Genomic DNA, 23,319 nt, shown 5'->3' with positions numbered 1-23,319 from the left:
TGATATGAAAATAGAGAGACTAATAACAATTTTTGACAAAAGGACGGACCGGCTAAAAGAAGAAATCAACATCGACTATGTTGACCTTATCAAATTGAAAGAAATTTTCAAATCATCGGATGATGACCCTTTAATGTACATGGTATATGAAATAAAAGAAGGATTAATTCCACAAATCAATGAATTACTAAACGACAAAGTCATATTTGATTTGCAAAATTACCTATACTATGTGGAATGCGTTCAGCTTCCACCCTACGATTTTGGAAAGAAAGATTAGAAAGCCGTCGTAATAGCTAATTATATCATCTCGGTGGATATATCTAAGATAGTCTCAGAAATCTCATCAAGAGGGAGTCTTTTAAAAATATTTTGAAATCATCACCCTTTCGGCTCGAAGATTGATCGAAATGCGCCCGTGCAGACGCCATCGGCCAGGAATAATGTGAATCGTTTTCTGTATAATGGGAAGGAGTTGCAGGTTGGGAGTGGGTATCTGGATTATGGGGCGAGGATGTATATGCCGGAAGTTGGAAGGTGGGGGATGATTGATCCCATGAGTGAGATTGCAGGAGGGTTCTCGCCATTTGTCTATGGGAACAACAACCCAGTCTTGATGATTGATCCAACTGGAATGTTGACTACTTATAACTGGAGTACAGGCCAGTATGAAGACGAGCATGGCGGGAATGTTGGGTTTGAACAAGCAAAGCACGAGTATGGGATAGGGCAAAGTGGTGGTTGCCCACCTAATTGTCCTCAGAATGTTGCCAAAGCAGATGCAACTGAGCGGGCACAAAATACGGTAACTCCTCAAATTGCAGATGGTGGTATAACCTTACCACAAAGTGAGCAAGCCACATTGTATAATGCTGATTTGAAATATCAGCATGGGACGCAGTATGCTCCGCATGAAAAAGCCAGCCAGTTGGGAGTTGAGATGTTTTGGGCTGCCGAAAGTGGTTATGGATTGTATAAGGGCGTTTTAAGTTTAAAAAATTATCTTACAGCGGCAAAGGCCACTAAGGGGGTACAAACAACTATACACGGTGCAGCAAGGATAGCAGGTCCAGCAGCAACAAGAGGGGGTGTACTTTCCATAGTAGAAGTTAATGCTACTAAATCATTAGGAAGAGCATTTACCCAGGCAGATGGTGCTAATGTATTTTTACACGAAATAACGCCAGGTAGATTTAATGCAGTAATACAAAATCAAACAACAGGAAAAGTCATTACATCGATGGGTAACTGGTCTCAAAAATCAATCAACAGAATAGCTAAAAATTATGGATGGCCAATTCAATAAAAATTCAGAAGTCATTTGTTGCTTTTGCGGAAAAAGCCTTTATCTAAAGGATGCCCTAATATTAAATGTACAGCCAAGCATAGAGAGCGTTGAAGTGCAAAATTTTTTTTCGCACAAAAATCATTTTATTGAAAAGATAGACAAATCGATTCCTTTGCATCCAGATTTTTTTGAGAACGAAGATGAAAGTGATTTGTAAATATAATGACCCTTCAAATCTACTAAAAGGTATTCCTGATAATTTTGATTTTGACCTTGAAATAAATAAAGAATATTTAGTAATGAGCCTTTTGACCTTTAAGGGATCTAATGATTTATACCTTTTGGTAGATGAAAATGGTCGGCCAAGTTGGTTCCCGCATCAGGTTTTTGAAATTGTAAGTAATATTTTACCTAAGAAATGGCTTGTGAAAATAAATAGGGGAAATGAATTTGTAGACTATCAAAATTTAATTGGGTTCAATGAACTTTGCAATAAGGATGACGTTTTTAATAGGCTATTTGAGCGGGACGAGGAACCCATTCGAATTTACTTCAAGCGAAAAATAGCATTAGAAGGAGATTTAAGCGAAGAAGAGTAAAGCCGCTAAAATATCTTGTCTCTCCTTAGAGATACTACTCCCTACTGAGCCTTGCAGGTGCTGATTTAGTTCAACCAATTGAATACGATGCCGCCGGTCGGCTGGTCAAGAAGTACCTACCCTACGCCGCAGCTGGAAACGGAGCTTTTCAAAACAATGCAGTATCAGGTGCCGCTAACTGGTATACGGCCAACTCTGCTGGGTTAAATCCCGCCGACCTGGGCAGGCCTTACCATGAAACCAGTTTTGAGCAGTCGCCGCTCAGCCGTGTTTCAGGAGAGCGGGCGGCTGGTAACAAAAGCGCCAGCTCTGTTATTAAGCACAAAGTCAATGCTGCCAATCAGGTCAACCGCTATGACTACGATCCGGCTTTGAATACCATTGTGCAGGTTGGTCAGTATGCACAGGGCACGCTTACCTATCTGAACATCACCGATGAGCAAGGTAATGTCACCAATGAGTTTACCGATCTGCTGGGCCAAGTGATCTGCCGGCAAGTCATTTCGGGTGCAGGTACATTAACAACCAATTATGTTTTTGATGATCTGGGGCTACTACGGGCCGTTTTGCAGCCCAATTACCAGGATGTAGCCTCGCTCGTTGACCACGCATTTACCTACGATTACGACGACCGGGGAAGAATGACTGTGAAACGTATTCCCGGCGGCGGTGTCACTGAAATGGTGTATGACCAATATAACAGGCTGGCCATGTCGCGGGATGCCAACCAGCTTGCCCGGGGAGTTTGGGGATTTACCAAATATGATGCGTTGGACAGGCCCATTGTCAATGGCGAGATTGCCTCCGCGCTCAACCGAACCGACTGGTCAGTGGCGGTCGATGCAGCTACCCAGCATCATGAAACACGAAGCAATGGCACAATAGCAGGCTACTCATTAAATAGCACCGCACCCAAGAATGCAACAGAGGCTAATATTCTGAGTATTACCTTTTATGATGACTATGCTTTCTCAAAAGCAGCAAACCTTTCATACAATGCGGGCTACTATGCTTCCAGCAATGCCAATGTAAAGGGCCAGTTAACGGGGGGCCGGACCAGAATGCTGCCCGGCAATGGTGCAGCGGGAAGCTGGTTGACCAGTGCGACGTATTATGACATTGAGTACCGCCCGATCCAGGCCACTAGGGAGCTTTATGACTTAGGAGCGGGAGCTATTGAGAAAGTTTCGACCCAATACAAATACGATCTGGCGCCCATTGTTTCAGAGCAAAAGACGGAGCAGATATTGGCAGGCAATGTAACCCATACCCATCTGGCCACTTTCAGCTACGACCATGCAGACCGGATGCTGGCAATCAAAGAAAAGGTGACCAGTGGCGCGAGTGTCAAAGAAGCATTTACAGTAGCCCAGCGGTACAATGCTTTGGGACAGCTTCAAAGCAAATGGTTTCATTCTGATGATGGTTCTAAATACAGGCTACGAACCGATTACACCAATAACATCCGCGGTTGGCTTACTGATGGCAAAACCGTTTACAGAAAAGAAGCCATTGGCCCAGACCTGTCCTATTTCGGTTTCGGATTGACTTACGCCAATGGTGCAACCTACACCAATGGCAACATCAGCCAAATGCAATGGCTCAACAAAGACGAAGCAGCTTTTACGAAAGGTCTCAGTTTCAGCTACGACGGTGCCAACAGGCTAACTGGCTCGACAGGCCTAAATGGATACCTGGATACAGAAAAAAGCATTACCTATGACAAAAATGGGAATCTGAAAACATTGGTGAGGGCTGGGGCGGTGGTGGATAATCTTACTTATGCTTACCTCGGCAATCGGCTGTCGGCTGTCACGGACGGATCGGGAAGTAACCTGGGTGTGAAGAATGGGGTTAGCAATTACGGCTACGATGCAAATGGAAATATGATTTCCGATGGAAACAGAAACGCAACTTTAAATTATAATTACCTGAATTTGCCCAAGACCGTTACCATTGGAGGGAAGACATTGACTTATGATTATGATGCGGCGGGTACTAAGCACAAGTACATTGCGGATACCGTCACGTTCAAATATGCGGGTGCGTTTGAATACAAACAGGTTGGAGCCTCTAACGTTTTAGACCGTATAGCTTTAAGGGAAGGTCAGGCTGTTTTTAGAAAGGGAGCCTTAAAGTTCGAGTATGGTCTCAAAGATCATTTGGGAAATGTCAGGGTTGTTTTTGATGAGTTTGGGCAGGTTTTGCAGCGGACGGATTATTATCCTTTTGGGTTGAGTATCAACCGGGATGGGGCTTTACCGAAGGTGCAGAACTGGGTGAACCGATATTTATACAATGAAAAGGAGTTGCAGGTTGGGTCAGGATATTTAGATTTTGGGGCGAGGATGTATATGCCGGAGGTCGGAAGAATGAGTACAGTAGATAGATATGCTGCAAAGTACGGCAATGTTTCGGGGTACCAATTTGGTTTAAATAGCCCAATTAGTAATATTGATGTAAATGGAGATAGTGCGTGGAAAATTACAAATGAATGGAACTCGACATTTATTAAAAAGTTCTCAGATGATCTTCCAGCATATATTCAAAAGTATACTGCAAGAAAAGACAAATGTACTTGTGACGACCTTGGCCTTTCTGTCATCATGGATTTTTCAAAAGATAACCAGTTGCCGTTTCAATGGGAAACGGAATCAAAAAGCTTTGACGCCGCGTCAAGCGAGTATTCTGACTACGACACTTTTTCTCATGATGTAAAGGCAACCTCCGGTGCTCCTGATTTTCAAAACAAGGAAAATACGGTTAGTGTCAATGCTATCGATGCGAATAGAGGATCGATACTATTGAATACAAGGGAAAGTAATGGAAGGGCTCATCACGTACAAATGGTGATGGGACGTAGCAGTGATGGGAAAAGCCTATTGATAAAACAAGGTAATTTCAACAATTTAGGTAGGATAATAGGATCTGGCGATCCCCATTCACTGCGCTATCTCGGAGTGCCAATTCAAACAGGTGTGTACAATCAGAAAACTGATGTTTGGAGAAACATCTCTAATGGTAGCGCAAGCAATAATTTTTCAAGCAAGGAAAGACTTATCTACAGGGCTTTTAACTTTAACAACTGGAATAGAAAATGATACATATCGCTTCAAATATACTTGGAATGCTCTTCTACATTCTAGCGCTAGTTTTAGCAAGAAAAGATTATTTCAATGTACCGGACAGCCTGAGTATTTTGGACTTTCTATATGTTCTGGAAGTGATTATATTTATCCATTTGCTGTACATTATATTTTTTGTCAAACCAATAACTATCAAGGCTATTGGAGCCCTGTCCTGTATTGCTTTTCTAGTAATAATTTTTTCGACAATTGGGGACTTCAATCCATTCTAAATGAAGAATATTTTCAAAGTATTGATAATCGTATCCTGCATCATTCCGGTAATGTCGGATTTACATTATTAGACACTGCTATTTCGCTGAAATACGAAATAATTCATCCCAGAGCGATGGGTATGAAGGGAAAATACCTCGACGATAAAGAATACCTCCTAAATCAGCTTATCTTGGTGTGTAAATCTTCTTCTGCGTATTTAGTGATAAATATCATGATCGTAGCTCTATGGTCATTTAAAAATTCGTTGATTAATGAAAATTAAGAAAGCCTGGAAGAATTTTAAGCATTTTTCCCTGCACCAAATACGTTTTCTTACAATTAAAGTTAATAATAGCAGCGTCCAGCCGTGCAAAACCTGTTTTTTTTATCTTCAAAAATGGTCCAACAACTGCTAGTCGTTGGGCCTTTTTTTCCTGGCATGAACGGTTGCGAAAAAGCTATTTTGATTTCATTAAAGTTAATATTCCATTGGATGCTAGATTTCATACGACTGGATTACGATTAGCAGAGTGTTTCCAAAAAAATAAAAAAACAATGTGACCGATTGACAAGGGCTCCGTCTAAAAGACATCAACCTTATCAATATCCCAATGAAACACATTCTATACTTCCTGTTTTTCTGCATGGCCGGTCTGGCACAGCAAACCAATCTTCTCGCACAAGGCAAATTAGTCGATGGATACATCATCACCAATCAAAACGACACCATTCGCGGATTAATTAAAGATGAAGGATGGAAGGAAAGTCCCAGGCTAGTCCACTTCAAAGGTTTAGCGGGGATATTGAAACAAAAATTTTCGGCAGCGGATATAAAGGAGTTTAGTATTTTATCGACCAAAGAAATATACAAAAGCAAAAAAATAGGTTTGTTAGATATTACATTAACTCGGGCTTACACAACAGTTCCTTCTATGGAAACAAAGGATTCAGTTCAGCTATTTTTGCAAGAAATAGTAGCAGGTAAAAAGGCATCTCTCTATCTATACCTGGATGCATTGGAACGATTTCATTATTTTGTAGAGAAGGAAAATTTATTAAAGGAGCTATATAACTATCCATTCCACAAAAAGATTGACAACAAAACTTATCTTTTGATTTATGACGAATATAAAAATCAGCTTACGCAATTATCCAAAGATGCCAATGGATTTAACGATACCATACCTCTCTATCAAGAAACATATTTGAAGCGATATATTGAAAGGTATAACAGATCATTTCCCGATAAACGCGAAATATACAAGGCGAAAGATAAGAAGTTGATATACGACCTCGACATAAATATCGGTCTTGAAAATTGGAACGAACGCCCTGTTATCCTGGACAATGAACTAACTTATGGTATAGGTCTAAGGATAAACTTTCCAAGAAAGTTTCAGAACCGCTACCTCAAAATGAGTTTTTTTCTGACGCCTAATGTGCTGATTGGTTATGATCAAAATTCATACCGAAAAACCTCTTTGAAAACATTTGAGATCGCGGTGGGTAGTCACATAGGCGCTGGTAAAGTGCGTCCATACCTTGGCTTTATTTATAGCGGGATTTACGGCGGTTACCGGGAAGACTTTCTTGGGTTTCAGGCAGGAATCAGTTATAAACGCCGCATTAATCTTGAAATCGGGCATTTTGCTAATTTTTATTCGGTAGTTACAGAAACGTCCTTTCTGACCGCTCCCAGAATCAGCCTGCATTATATGATTAATTTGAATCAATAACCCCTACTCCCCAAAAGCCACCAGCAAATCCTCCACCCTAAACTCATCAAACCCCGCCACCACAATATCCGCCTCAGTCAGTATCGATTTATGCCCGATCCCTACTGCGAACATTCCAGCACCTTTGGCCGATTGAATGCCCGCTACTGCGTCTTCGAAAACTACGCAGTGCTCCGGTGCGATATGCAGATCATCTGCCCCCATTAAAAAGACCTGCGGATCGGGTTTGCCTTTCGTAATCCTGTTCCCATCCACAATGGTTTCAAAATACTTTAACATATCGATTCTTTCCAGGATCACACGGGCATTTTTACTCGCAGAACCCAGTCCGATTTTGATTGACTTTGCCTTTAAATCATCCAGAAAAACTCGGACGCCTGGCAAAGTATCGTCTGGTGTCATTTGCTGGCAAAGTTCGAGATAATGGGTATTTTTCTCCGTCGCCCGCCTTACTTTTTCATCTTCCGACAGCTCTACTCCGCCAATCGACAAAATAATATCCAGCGACTCCATTCTGCTGATCCCTTTCAGTAACTCGTTTTGGCTGTGAGACAAATCGAATCCCAGATCGTTGGCAACCTGGCGCCAGGCAATGTAATGAAACCTGGCTGTGTCTACTATTACTCCGTCCAGATCAAAAAGGCAAGCTTGTATTGAGGGCATATTATTTCAAATTTAATATCTTGCAAAATAGTAAAAATTCCCATTCCCCTGCTCCATGGCCAAAATCCGCTGGTTCTGCAACGGTTACCGGGGTTCTCAAAATCAATATAAAACATATGTCACTCGTCAATAAGGATAAATTTATCATTTACCAGGTTTTTACCCGATTGTTTGGTAATCAAAACAGCACCAACAAATGTTACGGGACCATTCACGAAAACGGATCCGGTAAATTCAATGACATTACTGATACCGCACTTTCTGCTCTGAAAGACTTCGGGATCACGCATATGTGGTATACCGGTGTGCTGGAACATGCGACACTGACCGATTATTCAGAGTACGGGATCGCCAGCGACCATCCATTGATCGTGAAAGGAATTGCCGGCTCACCTTATGCCGTCAAAGATTATTATGATGTTGATCCTGACCTGGCTGTTGATGTCCCTAATCGTATGCAGGAATTTGAGCAGCTTTTGGAACGGACACACCAACATAAACTCAAAGCAATCATTGATTTTATTCCAAATCATGTGGCCCGGCAGTACCATTCCGACGCCAGGGCTGTAGGCATCAAAGATTTCGGCGAGGACGATGATAACACTGTCACTTTCAGGCCTGACAACAATTTTTATTATATCCCAAACCATGATTTTGTAGTCCCGGAAGGGCATAAGCCACCGGTTGACGTAACTAGTCCGTACCATGAACGTCCTGCAAAAGCAACCGGGAATGATGTTTTTCAGGCTCAGCCCAGCCAGTACGACTGGTACGAAACGATCAAGCTGAACTATGGTGTGGATTACCTCAATAACCGCGCTACCCATTTTGCCCCCATTCCATCTACCTGGCGCAAAATGTACGACATTCTTCGTTTTTGGGCAGAAAAAGGCGTAGATGGTTTCCGGTGCGACATGGCGGAAATGGTGCCTGTTGAATTTTGGTCGTGGGTCATTCCGGAGGTAAAAAAAGTAAATCCGGAAGTGATTTTTATTGCAGAAATCTACAATCCGTACGAATATCACAATTATATCAACATCGGTAAATTTGATTATTTGTATGACAAAGTAGGTTTGTACAACTCCCTGCGCAGACTGATCGAAGGCCACGGTACCGCCGAGGACATTACCAGATTATGGCAGCAGGAATCGGGTGACATTGCCCCGAATATGCTCCGGTTTCTTGAAAACCACGATGAGCAGCGAATCGCTTCCAGGTACTTCGCGGGAGACCCGTGGATCGCGGTACCTTCCATGGCATTGAGCGCCACATTGCATACCGGCCCCTTAATGCTCTATTTCGGGCAGGAACTGGGAGTGAATTCAACCATTTCGGAAGGATTTCAGGGCGAGGATGGACGCACTACCATTTTCGATTACTGGGGCGTAACCGAATTTCAGCAATGGGTGAATGGCGGCAAATATAATCTGGACCAACTGACCAGCGAACAAAAGAAGCTGCGTGCATTCTATGAAAACCTGAATCATTTCGTCCTCGACAACGAAGCTGTATATGCCGGCGCATTTTACGATCTCCAATACGCCAACATTGACGGACAGAGCTACAACTACGACAAAACCTGCATTTACAGCTATCTGCGATACACTGACAAACAGAAACTTCTTTTCATTTATAATTTCAACAGGGACAATTCCATTGAAACAAATGTCAGGATCCCTCAAAATACCTGGACAGATTTCTTGAAACTGGACAACACTAACAACTACTTCCTCAAACCCGTTTTCCCGGATTTTATCACGGCTCACAATATCAAAACCGCTGAAATTACCTCAACGGGCATACATGTGGAGCTGCCGCCGGTATCTGTGCTCGTGTATGAAATCGTGGAGAATCAGCATTAAAATACCCAATTGTATAATTTTAACAGGTTTTATAACAAAACTCCAATTTGTGCTACGCCAAATCAAGAATGTTTAAATTTACTTTTAGTGGTTATGAGATACAAGCCGTTTTGGTTCCAATCGCAATAGTGCATTTGGTATAAGTGAACGCTTAACTGGCAGATTATGGATAGTGTTTTAATGCCCGAAAGAATAGATTATGCAGGAAAGCTAATAGAGATCATACGAGGCCGGTGGAAAGCAAAATCAGGAAGGAAAGCCAATTTTTCGGACATATTAAATGATATTTTGTTGGACCCGAGAGAGAAGGACCTGATCGCCGAACAAATTTTAGCCATACTTTTCTCTACGAAATTCGTCTCTCTTTTCACCGAATCCGAAATCGGCTCCAATAAAGGCTTTTTCTCAGACGCTTCGGCCAGGCTGAGCTTCAAATTTCTTCCTCCCGTTGACGAGCCTGGCGAACTCAGAACGCATTTTGATCAGCTCTTTTGCGATAAAAAGGATTACCATTGGGTTCAGGCAATCCCCGATGAAAAATGGAGCGAATCTCTCCAAAACCTTTTTAGGGAAATCAGCCCGACCGTCGGGAAATACATTAGAAAAGAAGTCCTAAACTCCATACTGATCCTAGCCCAGCGAGCAGCGACATTGGGGGTGGACCCTGAGGTAGTTTCCAAAATTCCGAAAGCCGACGACCTGGACTCTCCTTTTCTGGGTTTAAATCGGGAAGTGATGTTGTATGTGGAAAACACATTGAATTCCACAGACTATACAGAAACAGATCAGGATAATGATTACAAGCACATTCTGGTGATGATCAGCCAGTGCAAACGCCAGGTCAGCTACATTTACAAGCATAAGGATGTCTTCGGGATCAGTTTACAGCTTACCTACCTTGTCAGGCAACTCGAACAGTACCTTCGCAGACTCGCGCAACTACTGGAAGCGTTGCAAACTACTGACATTGAGCGGAAATGGCTGACCATTGTCACGTTGCTCAAAGAATTTGTTTACGCAGAAAACACCAGGTATAGCCTTCGGAAGCATTTTTCTACGAATCTTCAGTTGCTTGCGTTCAAGGTAATTGAAAACACGTCGAAGACTGGCGAACATTACATTGCATCTGATAAATCGGCCTACTGGAAGCTGTTTACCAGGGCTTTGGGAGGTGGAGTTATTGTCTCGTTTCTCTGCGCTGACAAAACGAGGCTGTATTTCCAGCATTTACCGATCTTTTGGGAAGCATTTTTTTACAGTGTGAATTACTCCGTCGGCTTCATGCTGATCCATATCCTGGGCTTCACGCTTGCCACCAAGCAGCCGGCGATGACGGCCTCTACCATTGCGGCCAATCTTAGTAATAACGGTGAAAATCCGGACTGGCTAAATTCCACCACCGCCCTGCTGATCAGGCTGATACGCAGTCAATTCATCTCACTGGTGGGAAATGCTATTATCGCTTTCCCCGTCGCATACGGGCTGGATTGGTTGTATTACAAGTATCTCGGCCATCACATTGCCGACCCGGCCAAAGCGATCAGGCTCATTACTGAGCTTAATTTATGGGAGAGCCTGGCGCTTCCTCACGCGGCACTTGCGGGTTTTTATTTAATGGTTTCCGGCCTTATCTCAGGGTATTATGAAAACAAATGGATTTACAACAAATACACATTGCGCGTCCGCAGCCACCGGAAATTGATCCGTCTTTTTGGCCAGAAAAAGCTGGACCGTATCGCCGGCTATTTTGAAAGGAATTTTGGCGGACTGGCTGGTAACCTCTTTTTAGGCATTTTCCTCGGTTCAACGAGCGCCATTGGTTTCACATTTGGCCTGCCGTTGGATATCAGGCACGTTACTTTTGCATCAGGCAATTTCGGGCTGGCAGTGGCGGGGCTTGATAACTATGTTTCGACGGATCTGTGGATCAACTCCATCATCGGCATCGCCGGTATTGGTATAATGAATGTGCTGGTGAGCTTTGGACTTTCTATTGCATTTGCACTAAAATCACGAAATGCAAGGATGAGCGAAGTGAAAAGCCTGATCGGGAATTTGTCGTGGCAGTTTTTCCACCACGGCCTAGCATTCTTTTTTCCAGTCAAAAATGTCGTTGAAACACAAGAGGAAATGCAGGAAGCATAAAGCAAGCACATTGACAAGATTGCAATTCGCCCTTTTGATCCTTATTTTTACATAATTGCCTATTTTGGCACTTATTTCGTTATAGAAAAAAACAGCAGCACCAGTTAACGTACCCGTTTAAAGAAGAAATTCAGTATGACCAGAATTTTCGTTTTATCCTTTTTAATTCTGTTTTCGAATGCATTACAGGCCCAGACAAGTCTGCAGAAAGTTTTCGGACAAAAAATGGATCTGCCTGAGAACAGGGATATCGGTACCCAGGTACTCAGGATGGGTGAATCGTTCATGGGGACGCCATATGTAGCAGGCACACTGGAAGGCAACCCTACGGAAAGACTTGTGTGCAAATTCGACGGACTGGATTGTACGACGCTCGTGGAAAGCGCTATTGCACTGGCCGTAGCCAAAGCTGAAAACCCTACTTACGAAGGCTTCAAAAACGAGCTGACCAAACTCCGTTACCGTGAAGGAGAAATCGACGGCTACCCTTCCAGGTTACATTACATTCTCGACTGGATGTATGAAAATGAAAAACGGGGGCGCCTGGAAGACATTACTGCGAAGGTAGGTGGCGTACCATTCAAAAAAGAGATCAATTTTATGACTAACCACGCAAACCTTTACGCGCCGCTGGCAGAAAGCGAGGTTTGGGAAAAAGTAAAAGAGCAGGAAAATCAAATCAATTCCCGCGAGCATTCCTACATTCCGAAAGCGGGCATCCAAAAGGCTGAACCGATGTTGCACGATGGCGACATTGTTGCTTTTACGTCGTCGGTTGAAGGGCTGGATGTGAACCATATGGGAATAATCAGTAAAGTTGGTAGCCGGGCCTATCTTATTCACGCCTCTTTATCCGGAAAGAAAGTGATCATGACCAACGTTCCTTTGGCAGAGTATGTAGCCTCTGTTCCAAAACACACCGGAATGATTGTGGCGCGCCTCAACGATATCTGATTCAATGGACCAATTTTTGGAAGTACTTGATTACAAAAACGCGCCTTGGTTAATCATTCTGCTCGCAGGCACCATTGGCCTGATCATGAGTGGTATATTTATCAGCGCGATTAAAGTAACTGCTTCAAAGAAACAATGGAGGGCCGTACGGGCCATTCGTGAAAACCTGAGCAGTGTACTCTATTTCTTTGGCCCACTGGTTTTCATAACTGCTGTCGTAAAAACATTCTCGCTTTCTCATCCGCATTACGAGTGGCTTTTTGCAATCAGCAAAACCTGCCTCATTGCCGTCACAACCTGGCTTATCACCCGCATTGTGATCATTGTCGAGAAAATTCTGATTGACAAACTTGATTTCGACACGCCGGATAACAATCAGGCGAGGCGGATGTTCACCAAGATCAAATTTGTCAAACGGATCGTCATTATCCTGATCATTACCATCGGTCTTTCGATCCTTTTGCTCAGCTTCGACAGTGTGCGGCAGTATGGAGTAGGAATACTAACGTCAGCTGGTATTTTCAGTGTTATTATCGGTTTTGCGGCTCAAAAGTCGCTTGCCAACCTGATGGCCGGAATTCAGATCGCATTCACCCAGCCCATTAAAATTGACGATGTAGTCATCGTGGAAGGCGAATGGGGACGCATTGAGGAAATTAACCTGACTTATGTGGTCGTCAACATCTGGGACCTGAGAAGGATCGTATTGCCGATCACCTATTTTATTGAAACTCCTTTCCAAAACTGGACACGTAATGAAAGCGCGCTGATCGGTACTGCTTTTTTCCAACTAAACTACCTCACTCCCATCCCAAAACTCAGGGAAAAACTCAAAGAGATCCTGGATCAAACACCGCTCTGGGACGGCCGCTCCTGGGCTTTGCAGGTAACCGACACGCAGGGACAATTGATGGTCGTGAGGGCATTAATGTCGGCGAGGAATTCATCCGACACATTCGATCTTCGATGCATCGTCAGAGAAAAACTCATTGAATTCATTGTCCAGGAATATCCCGACGCACTTCCTTCCACCCGTATTGAAGATTTCAAATCAGGCCCAGCCGGATTTCCCGGAACTCGTGTATAAAAAAATTGGCCTCCGGAAAATCCGAAAGCCAGTCTTTTCTTACTACTCACCTAACTCAATTTAACTCAATACTGTTTGTCTTTGATTTCTTCTGGCGGCCAGCGGGTGATCCGACAATGCGAGATGATATTGAAAACCAATCAGCTCCATATGTCCTCCCCTCTGGTCGTAATCATTTTTAAATCTTGTTATATTTTCCATGACGGTATGGTCTACATAAGGTGTATCTGAAAAATCCACCTGAACCATTTTGCCTTTGGGAATCGCTTCCAGTTTACTTTTCAGGCTTAAATAATTGGTAAATACAGCAGCTCTGGGCACATTGACGAAGGTTACATCTTTGTCGACCGTCACTTCAATTTTCGGGTTGAAAATGTGAGATATTTTAACGCCGTAAATAAGCTGGATCATCAGTTTCGTCAGGATACCGCATCCGATACCGATCAGCAGATCAGTACTCAGGGTTGCCACAATCGTTACCAGGAAAATGACCAGCTGCTCTTTTCCAATGTGGTAAATATGCCTGAATTCGGAAGGTGAAGCCAGACGGAAACCTACGAAGATCAACATTGCCGCCAAAGCTGCCACCGGAACCATTTTGGTCACCGGCGCAAGCAGCAACACAAATATCAGCAGGCATATTCCGTGGAAAAGATTCGCCCAGCGTGTTTTAGCACCATTATTAATATTGGCAGAGCTACGTGCCACTTCGGATATCATTGGAAGACCGCCCAGGATGCCCGCAACTACATTGGCCGCTCCTACCGCTGTTACATCACGGCTAAGGTCCGACTTGCGTTTATAAGGATCCAGCAGGTCTATCGCTTTCACTGTTAATAAAGATTCAAGGCTTCCTACCAGCGCAAACATGGCTACATATTTACTAAAAACAGGCAGCAGATCACCCGAAATTCCTGCAAAACTCACATGATATGCTAATGAAAAATCACCCGGATTGATCAATGGCTTAAAACTAGCATATGAAGGTTCGAACAAGTGGAAAAACTGGCCTAGCCCTATCGCTACGATCAATACCATTAAGGCCGGCGGGATTTTTTTCAGGAAAGAGAAAGACAAATACCGCCATCCGAACATGATCATTAAGCCCACCAGACCAATGATCGCAATGTGGTATTCCATATTCAAAATGCTGTGAGGAACCATTCCCAGCAATTCGAGCGGCTTTTTGCCTTTCAACTCAGATGGTGCAATGCCCACTGCAAGGTGAATTTGCTCCGACATAATAATGATTCCAATCGCAGCCAGCATGCCATGCACGGCCGAAAGCGGGAAAAAGTCAGCAAACCTCGGCAATTTCAACAGACCCATTAAAACCTGAACAACTCCTGCCACAACGATCGCACCCAATGCGAGGTGCCATCCCAAAACGGTATCACCTTTACCCAGCTCATTGACAGCCCCTGCCACAATAACGATCAGACCTGCGGCCGGCCCTTTAATCGTTAGCTCGGAATTTGTCAGAAAAGAAACAAGTATACCTCCTACAATCGCGGTCATAACCCCCATAATCGGCGGAAAATTACTTGCACCTGCGATCCCCAAACTGAGTGGCAGCGCAATGAGCGATACCAGAAAACCAGACATCAGATCCTGCTTCCAGTTTTCCTTTAAGCCTTTGAAACCCGTGGCCGGTTTCCATAAGGCAGGCTTTCCTGAGGCAGGATGTCCTGTTACTGAATTCATGATCGCTATTTGGATTGACAGGTAATTTTTGTTTGTGACTGACAAAAATTGCCTGAAAATGAATTAGAGAAACGCAAAAGAGAATGCTTCACAGCATGTACAAATCAAGACAGTTGATTTATGCTACAAAAAACATTTAGGGGTGTTAAAGGCACATTAACACCGAATTAAAAGAGAATTAAAAAGGCGGAAACCGCAGGATAAATGTAGTACCGGCACCCAGTTTCGACTCCACATCTATACTGGCTCCCTGCATGTTAATGATCCGCTTGGTCAACGCCAGGCCAATACCGTAGCCCGCCTCGCTGATTGTAGTGGCGCTTCTGTAGAATGTATCAAAAATGTATGGAAGTTCGTCCTGGGCGATACCGACGCCAACGTCTTTGAAATAAATTTTAATGAGGTCTTTCTGAATTTCCAGAAACACATTCACAGCTTTGTTCGAAGAGTATTTGCAAGCATTGTCCATCAGGTTCATGAACGCCGTGCGCAGGAGACTTTCATCGCCGTACCTTTTCAGCTGTTCTTCGTCATCAGGGATCTGGTCGTAGTGAATGTGTACATCATAACCCGGATTTTTTTGTTGTACCGATGCTTTGGCCTGCCATAACACTTCATCCACACGGATTTTCGAGAATGTTACCTTGAACGCATGCTCTTCGGTGCGGGCAAGTTCCAGCAACCTGCTTACCAGCTCATTCATTTCTTTGGCTTCGGCCCAAATCCCCTTCAATGCGTCCTGATACTCCGGTCCCGTCCTTTCTTTCATCAGGCCAAGCTCCGCCTCGCTCATGATCAGTGCGAGGGGCGTACGCAGCTCATGCGACGCGTGCGACACAAAGTTTTTCTGGGCGACGAAGGCGATTTCCACACGGTTCAGCATTTGGTTAAATGTCTGCGCCAGCAATGCCAGCTCATCCTTTTCCCTACCTACCGTTACTTTTTCATGCAGGTTACCAGCCGAAATGTTGTTCACCTGATCAATAATGTCAGACACGGGTTTAATGGCATCATTCGCAAACTGCCAACCCGCTACACCCACCAATACCAATGATAGCAGCCAGCCGATCACAAGAATTTCACGCAACCGCTGTAACTGGTTCATACCGGGGTAATCTTTTGCGACGGCGACTACCACCCAAGGCTTGCGATGATCCTGTAAAATGTGGCGAATGATGATGACCTCGTTCTTCTGGTATTTGGTATGAATCTCCTTTCCTCCCCTCGCCTCAGTCAACATGGCTTTGGTGAGATCGAAGCCTTCTTTTCCGCTGGTAAAGATCAATGAATCGGAACCGTCATAGATCGTAATTTCCTCGTCCAGCAGAACGGTATTGTTCTCTTTTTCTATTTTTTCAATGTCAGCCTTACTAATCCCGGTACTTGCTTCTACCAATTGCGCAATGGTCTGCCCGCGCTCATTCAAAAAAGAATAAAATTGCTTCTCCCGATACTGGTCGTAAAAGAAGTAAATGGACAAGCAGAACAAGGCCATGATAGAACCTACCAACATGGTGAAAAGAAGCGTCAGCCGGGACTTGATGTTCATTCCTCTTTGAAGATATAACCCATACCCACCACTGTGTGAATCAACTTGTTAGGATAATCTTTGTCCACTTTCTTTCTCAAAAAGTTAATGTAAACGTCGATCACATTGGTACCGGTGTCGAACCGGATGTCCCATACCTGCTCGGCAATGTCCACACGCGATACCACACGCCCGCGGTTACGCATGAGGTATTCGAGCAATGCAAATTCCTTCGCCGTGAGGTCGATTCGGTTTCCTCCTCTCCGCGCGACTTTTTCGTCGAGGTTCAGTTCCAGATCGGCCAGGCTCAGCACCTGATTGGACTGGTCCCTCGAATTGTTTCTTTGTGAAAGAACCTTGATCCGCGCGATCAGCTCGCGGAACTCAAATGGTTTAACGAGATAGTCATCGCCGCCGGCTTCAAAACCGTCCAGCTTGTCATCAATGGTCCCTAATGCCGTCAAAAATAAGATCGGGGTCGCAAGTCCGTCGTTTCGCAGTTGCTTGGCCAGGTCATACCCGTTGAGCAAAGGCAGGTTCACATCCAGAATGATCACATCGAACCGGTAATTGGATGCCATCTTTTTCCCGACCTGTCCGTCATAGGCCAGTTCAACTTCCCAGGATTGTTCTTCAAGGCCGCGTTTCAGAAAGCCTGCCAGTTTGGGTTCATCTTCAACGATTAATATTTTCATAGGGGGTTGACCAAGCGGTTTAGATGCCAAATGTTGCACACAATTTTCCATAAAAAAAGGCTGTCCGAAACAACGGGCAGCCTTTTTGTCTATATCCACACCATTAGAACGTTTGTATTTTTTAGAATACTACGTTCTATTATTATGCAAAATATAAAATTTAAATTATAAACAATAGGTATTTTTCTATTTTGACGAAATTTCATGTAGGTTTCAGTAGTAGTCGGTTCCGTTATCAAAATCCGAGCGATCATCGAATGCACCGTAATCATCCTCTTCCAGTCTCATTCCTTTTACTGCCTTTTTAATGAGCCCGATTTGCCCTGCGTGATACACATCATGCTGAATAACACCGTGTATCAATGTGTAATAGGAATAGTCACGGCCCGGTACAAACTCTTCCAGAAAGCTGTCACTTTCGATCTTTTCCAGTTCAGAAACCAGCTCTTCCTGCGACAAGCTCAGCTCCATCTGGATTGCTTCCCATTCAAATTCGTCCACGATCGGAAACTTCTTCCAATCCTTATCTTGTGTCTTGATATCAAACTCGGCATCGCCCTGAATCTTGCGTACGGCAAAAATACGCCAGGTAGTCATGTGGTAAACAATTTCAGCAATAGAGTGTGTATTGCTGCTTAACCTTACCTCAGCCATTTTGGGCGTTACGTCCCGCAGCGCCTCCACCACAGATGGACCATACCATGCTTCTTCGCTTTCGTAGGTGTCGTTCAGTACATCTATTATTCTTAAAATCTCTTCCTTTGTTTCCATATTTTTTTATTAAAGCGCCGCGCTAATTTACATTCTTTCGTTTCAATGATGATCGAAATTTCTTCTAAGTATTAAAGAGTTATTTTCCGGGAAACCATACTCTTCTTTGTCGTTCAATGAATGTCAATCTATTATCGCTGATCCAGGACGGACAAAAAAAAGTAGCACAGATCGTATTACGGCAGGTTTTGAAGACAGTTGCAACCAATTTTCCAGGATAATAGTCTCTTAAAATGTCGTTTTTATTTTAAACTAAAAAATTGAACCGGAAATAACCAAAAATAAAATGTTCGATTTCAAATTTCGTTTATTTAACAAATTTTAAATGCAAGACCAAAATGTTAAAAAAAGCCTCAATATTCCTTCTGATAGCCGGCCTGGGTCTCACTTCCTGCTCCAAAGATCCGATTAGTGATCTTTCGACAGAAGAAACACTGGTATATGTGACCAACCACGACAAGTCCGCCAACTACAAACAGTACAAGACTTTCAGCATTGTTGATTCAGTACTGATCGTTGAAAATGAACGTTCCGGTACAGCACTTACGGACATCGATCGCGCCCTACTTCAGCGTATCATGACCAATATGCAAAATCTTGGATACAAGTACGTTAGCCCAAAAAATAAGCCGGACGTAGGTATCAATGCCGCCTGGATTACCAACACTTATCTCAATGTAGTTTCTCAGCCATCGTCTTACTATGGCGGATATTGGGGTGGTGGTTACGGATATGGTTATCCGAGCTACTATAACTATTATGAAACCAGCGAAAGCTACTGGCTGGTGTCCATGGTGGATTTTAAGAACCCAAATACTGCGGACAAAACCTTCAATGTGATCTGGGATGCACAAATACGCGGTGCAGGTATCGGGGAAGAGCAGTACATTGACAAGATGGTTGACTCCGTTTTCGGCCAGTCTGATTATTTAAAAATCAATTGAAATGAAAAAACTGATCATTATAGCCCTGTTTCTTTCAGGCGGTTTGACTGCATATGCGCAGGAAAAACCCAAGCTTTATACGCTTCCATCTCCATTTGAACGTTACACGCATTACCTCGCGACAGCCCGCTTCATGGGTGCGGTGCCGCTGGGATCGTTCGCGGACAATTATATCGATAAGTCCTCTTTTCAGAATTTCTCTGTATCCATTGAGTGGGTTTTAAGAAACTCCCCGATCTCTGTCGGCGGTGAACTCGGCTCGACCTATTTTGAGAAAAGGGTACCGAGAGCCATCTATGAAAATGGCGAGGAAACGCTCTCTGCCGTTCAAACCAGGACATTATCGCAGTACCCGGTCGAGCTTTTTGGTAACTATAACTTTTTACCCAAAAATGCGACCGTACAGCCTTATGTGCAGCTGAGCGGCGGCGTCAGTATCGTCGACTATACGTTATACTACGGAAGCCTGTCAACCCAGCACCAGAAAGTTGCGCCCAAGTATGGCGTCGGTGTAGGATCCAGGTTTCTGTTTAAAAAAGACGGCTCTTTCGGCCTGGACGTGCGCGTCAAATACGACGGGACTTCCTACAAACATGAATACATTGAAAAAGGAGTATCTTCGGTAAATGGCTCAGTAGGCGTTTTCTACCGCTGGTGGTAATCTTCATAATGTGGTACGTAAAAACAGGATTTTGTCAAAAACATCGCTTCTCTGGGTTACCGGTATCATAGTTGTACTGGCTGGTTCGGGCATTTGGGCCTGGAACCGCTTCGGGCCTACCAAAAGCCAGTCTTATCCCGAAATAACAAAGGGTTTTCCGGTTGCGAAAACCCTTGATTCTTCTTCCAACGCCTGCGATCTCGTGGTGAGGCGCTACCGGCAAATTGGCATGGAAATGCAGTTTGAACTGGCTGCCAATGCAGGTGGTCTGGCTCCATACAATGTTCAAATTACCCAAAACGGAAAGGTACAGCAGTTCAGCTCCCTGCCGCATCGGTACGGAACCTGGCTCACGATCCCCAAAGCCGAACTTTCGGCAGGTCCTGCACAGATTAAAGTCACCAGCCTCGGCCAGCAAGGTTGCGAAACCAGCGCTGCTTTTGAATTTGACGGCAGCATTAAAGACGAAATTCCCGACGCCAGCTCCTGGATAAGGCATGGAAGTAAAGACAATTGGCTTGACGTCAGACCTGTAACAAAAAACGGAAAGCTGTATCTCAAAGACTTTGGCAACTATAATGACGGCAGGACGAAGGTGGTCATGATCGATGGTATCGCGATCAATGGTCTCGAAAAAGGCGTTGAGGTAAAACCCGGCTATTTGTATTCCGTGACGGCAAGGTGGATCGATGCACCATATAACGATTGGTGGAACCCAGTCAGAAACCGGTCGCTGCGCCAGCAAAACCTATGGATTTCCGGTAAAGCACCCGCCAGGGAAAATCCGGTACTGACGAGAATTGAGATCCCGGAATGGTTTTCACCGCCGACTGGACTCAATGTAACATTTGACACCAAATTCCCTGAATTTCAACCCATTGACGGCAAGCTGGTGATGCAATACCGGCTGAACAATTTTGTCCCCTCGGCCAATTATTACAATCGCGGGGTCAGGTACTTGCAAAATGGTGACGGGGATTTTCCTGTTTCCAAAATGCATTACACTGCTACGCCCAATTATTTTGATGATAAAGATGAAAAATGGTTTGGCCAGCTTTCCAAGCAGGAAGTAGAAGCAAAAGCAGGCGTACCCGGTTTTGGAGTGTATGCATTTGATTTCGAGTTCTGGAACCAGCATTATACCCCCGAAGTAAAGCAGCGCCTGATCTGGTTTTCAGAGGTTATCAAAAGAAATCACCCGGAAATGTACCTGATGGATTATTGGGGCGGCGGTGCCTATACCAATCCACATATTAATAAGGTTGGCGGTGCAAATCCAAAGGATTTCATGAAGGATTATGAAAATCCAAAGGCCAATAACTCCAACTTCGACATTTTGCCAAATGGTGAAAGCTTCCGGAATTTGTTCAACACGACGCCGATAGATGTTTATCCTAAACCCATGTTCGGTACCGACGAGCAGGGGAATTCACCTAATAATTTTGTCCTGCTTTCCGCTGTACATTCACTAAGGATCAACAAGTTGATACCCTACCAGAAGAATAATAAGTTCATTTTCTACGGCTGGAACAGGTACATGCCATTGTATAAAGACCCGATCGTCCCCTGGAATTACCAGCTTACTGATCCAAAGGGAGAGCTGATCATGAACCAGCTGGAAATGATGCCCGCCAGCCAAGCGCTGAGTTTTTCGTTGTTCTCACTCATTATGTTTGATGGCTACTACTTGTGGCAGGACGCCGGACCCAGCGGAAATGACCCGAATGCTTACCATGTTTCCAAAGACGGCCCCGGCTGGGGATTTGAATGGTACCCAACGGACGGCAAAACGCCTGAAAGTGAAATTGGCAAAAACCGAAAAAGCAAAGGCGACGCACCGGCATACTGGGACTTCCCTACCGAATATTACGTATTGGGCAACTGGATGGCCAAACAGGTAGAAGACGTTCTCAAAGGTGGCGCAAACCGCGACCTCGCTTTTCAGCTTGACGGCAAATGGCTTGAACCAAAGAAAGAACAAGCGTTGATTTCCATTGATCAGAAACTGCCTTTTATTACTTCTATTGTTAAAGGAAACCAGATCGTGGTCCTGGGAGTAGATTCATTTCAGTCGCCAAATGCCAATCGCGAAGTCAAAGTGCGCTTACCGGATGGTACCGAAACTACGATTGAGCTCTACGGAAACTGGCCGTCGCTATACCGCGGAACATTGAAAAAATAGCATCAAAATTCTAGGACAGCATTAAAATGAAAAAACACGGCCTGAGCCGTGTTTTTTCATTTTACGATATTCTTACATAACTACCCAACCATTTCAGGTGAGTACCGTATTTATGCATGATCTCCTTAACAGGTTCGTCGTCGATGTGTCCCAGGAATTCCACCAGGAACCACGCCCTGAATGCTGCCTCGCCACGCATCGGCCTGCTTTCAATTTTGGTAAGGTTGATCCCGCGGTCATTAAAGTCTTTAAGGAACTCATAAAGTACGCCCGGACGGTTGGTATTTGGCAAATTTGCGATAATGGTTGTTTTGTCATCACCGCTTTTAATGTTGGCAAAATCTTTGGCAAGAATCAAAAACCGCGTCCTGTTCTGATCGCTGTCCTCGATGTTGTCAAAAAGAATAGGGACCCCAAAAAGCCGTGCCGAAATAGATGAGCAAATAGCCGCCGAATCTACTTCCTGCCCCGCCAGCTTGGCCGCTTTGGAAGTCGAATCAACCGGGATCAATTCAATACCCATCCCTTCCAGGTACTCGCTAATGAACTTACCGCACTGCCGGAATGCTATATCTTTGGAGTAAATCCGCTTGATATCTTTCAGGCTGTCGGACTGGGAAGCAAACGTAAAATGCACCTGCAACAATATTTCCGCAACAATGGATAGATTCTTTTCTCTCAAAAAATCCACTGTTTCGATGACAATCCCTTCCTGATTATTTTCAATGGGAACCACCCCGAATTTCGCTCTGCCCGTTTCCACACTCTCAAAAACCGAGTGAATGGTAGGAAGCACCAGGTACTCGCTCATTCCACCAAAACGGCCCTCAGCCGCTTGATGCGTAAAACTCCCCTCGGGACCGAGATACGATACTCTTTCGGGTAATTCGAGGTTACGGGAAACGGCAAAAATTTCAAAAAAAATGGCGTCTATTGCCTGACGTGTCAGCAGCCCGTTGTTTCGCTTTTCAAGCCTGTCCAGGATCTGCTTTTCTCTTTCGGGACGGTAAATAATCGACTGCGACGAGCGTTTCAGTTCGCCAACCTTTTTCACAAGCTCCATACGCTCGTTCAAAACGTTCAAAAGTTGGTCGTCTAGGTCGTCAATTCTATTTCTTAAATCCTGTAATTCCACAAAGAATTTTCTAAATTAAAAAGA

General features: G+C 44.2%; 18 protein-coding genes and 2 pseudogenes. 14 read left to right on the top strand and 6 right to left on the bottom strand.

Features of this window, described 5'->3' with window-relative positions:
- The first annotated feature begins 4 nt into the window (after positions 1-4).
- The 7 genes and pseudogenes from ON006_RS31760 to ON006_RS31735 all read left to right on the top strand — a co-directional run bounded on the left by ON006_RS31760 (position 5) and on the right by ON006_RS31735 (position 6,964).
- Entirely contained in the window at positions 5-280 is a 276-nt protein-coding gene (locus ON006_RS31760; RefSeq protein WP_244821846.1) for a DUF7683 domain-containing protein, read from the top strand.
- A 117-nt stretch (positions 281-397) separates the two neighbouring features.
- Positions 398-1,306, top strand: a pseudogene (locus ON006_RS31755) (RHS repeat-associated core domain-containing protein); the annotation flags it as partial.
- 170 nt (positions 1,307-1,476) lie between these two features.
- A complete protein-coding gene (locus ON006_RS31750; RefSeq protein ID WP_244821848.1) occupies positions 1,477-1,887 on the top strand; it encodes a hypothetical protein in 411 nt (136 codons plus the stop codon).
- 44 nt (positions 1,888-1,931) lie between these two features.
- A pseudogene (locus ON006_RS32400) lies at positions 1,932-2,189 on the top strand (DUF6443 domain-containing protein); the annotation flags it as partial.
- 69 nt (positions 2,190-2,258) lie between these two features.
- Positions 2,259-4,988, top strand: a complete 2,730-nt coding sequence (locus tag ON006_RS31745; RefSeq protein WP_244821849.1) for an RHS repeat domain-containing protein — start codon at positions 2,259-2,261, stop codon at positions 4,986-4,988.
- Positions 4,906-5,511, top strand: a complete 606-nt coding sequence (locus ON006_RS31740) for a hypothetical protein (RefSeq protein ID WP_244821850.1) — start codon at positions 4,906-4,908, stop codon at positions 5,509-5,511. The genes ON006_RS31745 and ON006_RS31740 overlap by 83 nt, the downstream gene beginning before the upstream one ends.
- Before the next feature lie 361 nt (positions 5,512-5,872).
- The gene (locus tag ON006_RS31735; protein WP_244821851.1) at positions 5,873-6,964 is read left to right on the top strand and encodes a hypothetical protein; all 1,092 of its coding nucleotides are present in this window, start codon (positions 5,873-5,875) and stop codon (positions 6,962-6,964) included.
- Between the two features lie 3 nt (positions 6,965-6,967).
- Here the strand turns inward: ON006_RS31735 and pgmB are convergent, their stop codons facing one another.
- Positions 6,968-7,627 carry a beta-phosphoglucomutase gene (gene pgmB, locus ON006_RS31730; protein ID WP_244821852.1) on the bottom strand — a complete coding sequence of 220 codons (660 nt, stop codon included), beginning with the start codon at positions 7,625-7,627 and terminating at the stop codon, positions 6,968-6,970.
- 116 nt (positions 7,628-7,743) lie between these two features.
- On the opposite strand from pgmB, the gene ON006_RS31725 reads away from it, so the two are divergent.
- From ON006_RS31725 to ON006_RS31710, 4 genes are all read left to right on the top strand, one after another.
- The gene (locus ON006_RS31725) at positions 7,744-9,489 is read left to right on the top strand and encodes an alpha-amylase family protein (protein ID WP_244821853.1); all 1,746 of its coding nucleotides are present in this window, start codon (positions 7,744-7,746) and stop codon (positions 9,487-9,489) included.
- Positions 9,490-9,654: 165 nt separating this feature from the next.
- Positions 9,655-11,634, top strand: a complete 1,980-nt coding sequence (locus ON006_RS31720) for a site-specific recombinase (protein WP_244821854.1) — start codon at positions 9,655-9,657, stop codon at positions 11,632-11,634.
- Positions 11,635-11,769: 135 nt separating this feature from the next.
- A complete protein-coding gene (locus tag ON006_RS31715) occupies positions 11,770-12,588 on the top strand; it encodes an N-acetylmuramoyl-L-alanine amidase-like domain-containing protein (protein ID WP_244821855.1) in 819 nt (272 codons plus the stop codon).
- Between the two features lie 4 nt (positions 12,589-12,592).
- On the top strand, positions 12,593-13,675 hold the full coding sequence (locus ON006_RS31710) for a mechanosensitive ion channel family protein (RefSeq protein ID WP_244821856.1): 1,083 nt from the start codon (positions 12,593-12,595) through the stop codon (positions 13,673-13,675).
- A gap of 60 nt (positions 13,676-13,735) precedes the next feature.
- On the opposite strand, the gene ON006_RS31705 is transcribed toward ON006_RS31710, so the two are convergent.
- The 4 genes from ON006_RS31705 to ON006_RS31690 all read right to left on the bottom strand — a co-directional run bounded on the left by ON006_RS31705 (position 13,736) and on the right by ON006_RS31690 (position 18,373).
- Complete coding sequence (locus ON006_RS31705) at positions 13,736-15,379, bottom strand: SulP family inorganic anion transporter (protein WP_244821857.1); 1,644 nt, start codon at positions 15,377-15,379, stop codon at positions 13,736-13,738.
- A 178-nt stretch (positions 15,380-15,557) separates the two neighbouring features.
- On the bottom strand, positions 15,558-16,928 hold the full coding sequence (locus ON006_RS31700; RefSeq protein WP_244821858.1) for a HAMP domain-containing sensor histidine kinase: 1,371 nt from the start codon (positions 16,926-16,928) through the stop codon (positions 15,558-15,560).
- Entirely contained in the window at positions 16,925-17,602 is a 678-nt protein-coding gene (locus ON006_RS31695; protein WP_244821859.1) for a response regulator, read from the bottom strand. The genes ON006_RS31700 and ON006_RS31695 overlap by 4 nt, the downstream gene beginning before the upstream one ends.
- A gap of 213 nt (positions 17,603-17,815) precedes the next feature.
- Positions 17,816-18,373 carry a DinB family protein gene (locus tag ON006_RS31690; RefSeq protein ID WP_244821860.1) on the bottom strand — a complete coding sequence of 186 codons (558 nt, stop codon included), beginning with the start codon at positions 18,371-18,373 and terminating at the stop codon, positions 17,816-17,818.
- 338 nt (positions 18,374-18,711) lie between these two features.
- On the opposite strand from ON006_RS31690, the gene ON006_RS31685 reads away from it, so the two are divergent.
- The 3 genes from ON006_RS31685 to ON006_RS31675 are packed head-to-tail and all read left to right on the top strand — an operon-like array spanning position 18,712 to position 22,160.
- Positions 18,712-19,317 carry a DUF4136 domain-containing protein gene (locus tag ON006_RS31685; protein WP_244821861.1) on the top strand — a complete coding sequence of 202 codons (606 nt, stop codon included), beginning with the start codon at positions 18,712-18,714 and terminating at the stop codon, positions 19,315-19,317.
- Between the two features lies 1 nt (position 19,318).
- Positions 19,319-19,978, top strand: coding sequence for a hypothetical protein (locus tag ON006_RS31680; protein WP_244821862.1), 660 nt, complete (start codon positions 19,319-19,321; stop codon positions 19,976-19,978).
- Positions 19,979-20,009: 31 nt separating this feature from the next.
- Positions 20,010-22,160: a hypothetical protein gene (locus tag ON006_RS31675; protein ID WP_244821863.1), complete on the top strand. Its 2,151-nt coding sequence runs from the start codon at positions 20,010-20,012 to the stop codon at positions 22,158-22,160.
- 61 nt (positions 22,161-22,221) lie between these two features.
- Here the strand turns inward: ON006_RS31675 and pheA are convergent, their stop codons facing one another.
- Positions 22,222-23,295 (bottom strand): prephenate dehydratase, encoded by a 1,074-nt coding sequence (gene pheA, locus ON006_RS31670; protein WP_244821864.1) that lies wholly within the window; start codon positions 23,293-23,295, stop codon positions 22,222-22,224.
- Between the last annotated feature and the right edge of the window lie 24 nt (positions 23,296-23,319).

Origin of the sequence: Dyadobacter pollutisoli (genome assembly GCF_026625565.1) — a bacterium.
Lineage (GTDB): Bacteria > Bacteroidota > Bacteroidia > Cytophagales > Spirosomataceae > Dyadobacter > Dyadobacter pollutisoli.
This window is presented reverse-complemented; position numbering and strand designations above follow the sequence as displayed.

What these genes read in the sequence shown, in the direction of transcription:
- ON006_RS31760 (WP_244821846.1), top strand. Translation starts at nt 5, where the DNA reads ATGAAAATAGAGAGACTAATAACAATTTTTGACAAAAGGACGGACCGG.
- ON006_RS31740 (WP_244821850.1), top strand. Translation starts at nt 4,906, where the DNA reads ATGGTAGCGCAAGCAATAATTTTTCAAGCAAGGAAAGACTTATCTACA.
- ON006_RS31735 (WP_244821851.1), top strand. Translation starts at nt 5,873, where the DNA reads ATGGCCGGTCTGGCACAGCAAACCAATCTTCTCGCACAAGGCAAATTA.
- pgmB (WP_244821852.1), bottom strand. Translation starts at nt 7,627, where the DNA reads ATGCCCTCAATACAAGCTTGCCTTTTTGATCTGGACGGAGTAATAGTA.
- ON006_RS31725 (WP_244821853.1), top strand. Translation starts at nt 7,744, where the DNA reads ATGTCACTCGTCAATAAGGATAAATTTATCATTTACCAGGTTTTTACC.
- ON006_RS31720 (WP_244821854.1), top strand. Translation starts at nt 9,655, where the DNA reads ATGGATAGTGTTTTAATGCCCGAAAGAATAGATTATGCAGGAAAGCTA.
- ON006_RS31715 (WP_244821855.1), top strand. Translation starts at nt 11,770, where the DNA reads ATGACCAGAATTTTCGTTTTATCCTTTTTAATTCTGTTTTCGAATGCA.
- ON006_RS31710 (WP_244821856.1), top strand. Translation starts at nt 12,593, where the DNA reads ATGGACCAATTTTTGGAAGTACTTGATTACAAAAACGCGCCTTGGTTA.
- ON006_RS31705 (WP_244821857.1), bottom strand. Translation starts at nt 15,379, where the DNA reads ATGAATTCAGTAACAGGACATCCTGCCTCAGGAAAGCCTGCCTTATGG.
- ON006_RS31700 (WP_244821858.1), bottom strand. Translation starts at nt 16,928, where the DNA reads ATGAACATCAAGTCCCGGCTGACGCTTCTTTTCACCATGTTGGTAGGT.
- ON006_RS31695 (WP_244821859.1), bottom strand. Translation starts at nt 17,602, where the DNA reads ATGAAAATATTAATCGTTGAAGATGAACCCAAACTGGCAGGCTTTCTG.
- ON006_RS31690 (WP_244821860.1), bottom strand. Translation starts at nt 18,373, where the DNA reads ATGGAAACAAAGGAAGAGATTTTAAGAATAATAGATGTACTGAACGAC.
- ON006_RS31685 (WP_244821861.1), top strand. Translation starts at nt 18,712, where the DNA reads ATGTTAAAAAAAGCCTCAATATTCCTTCTGATAGCCGGCCTGGGTCTC.
- ON006_RS31680 (WP_244821862.1), top strand. Translation starts at nt 19,319, where the DNA reads ATGAAAAAACTGATCATTATAGCCCTGTTTCTTTCAGGCGGTTTGACT.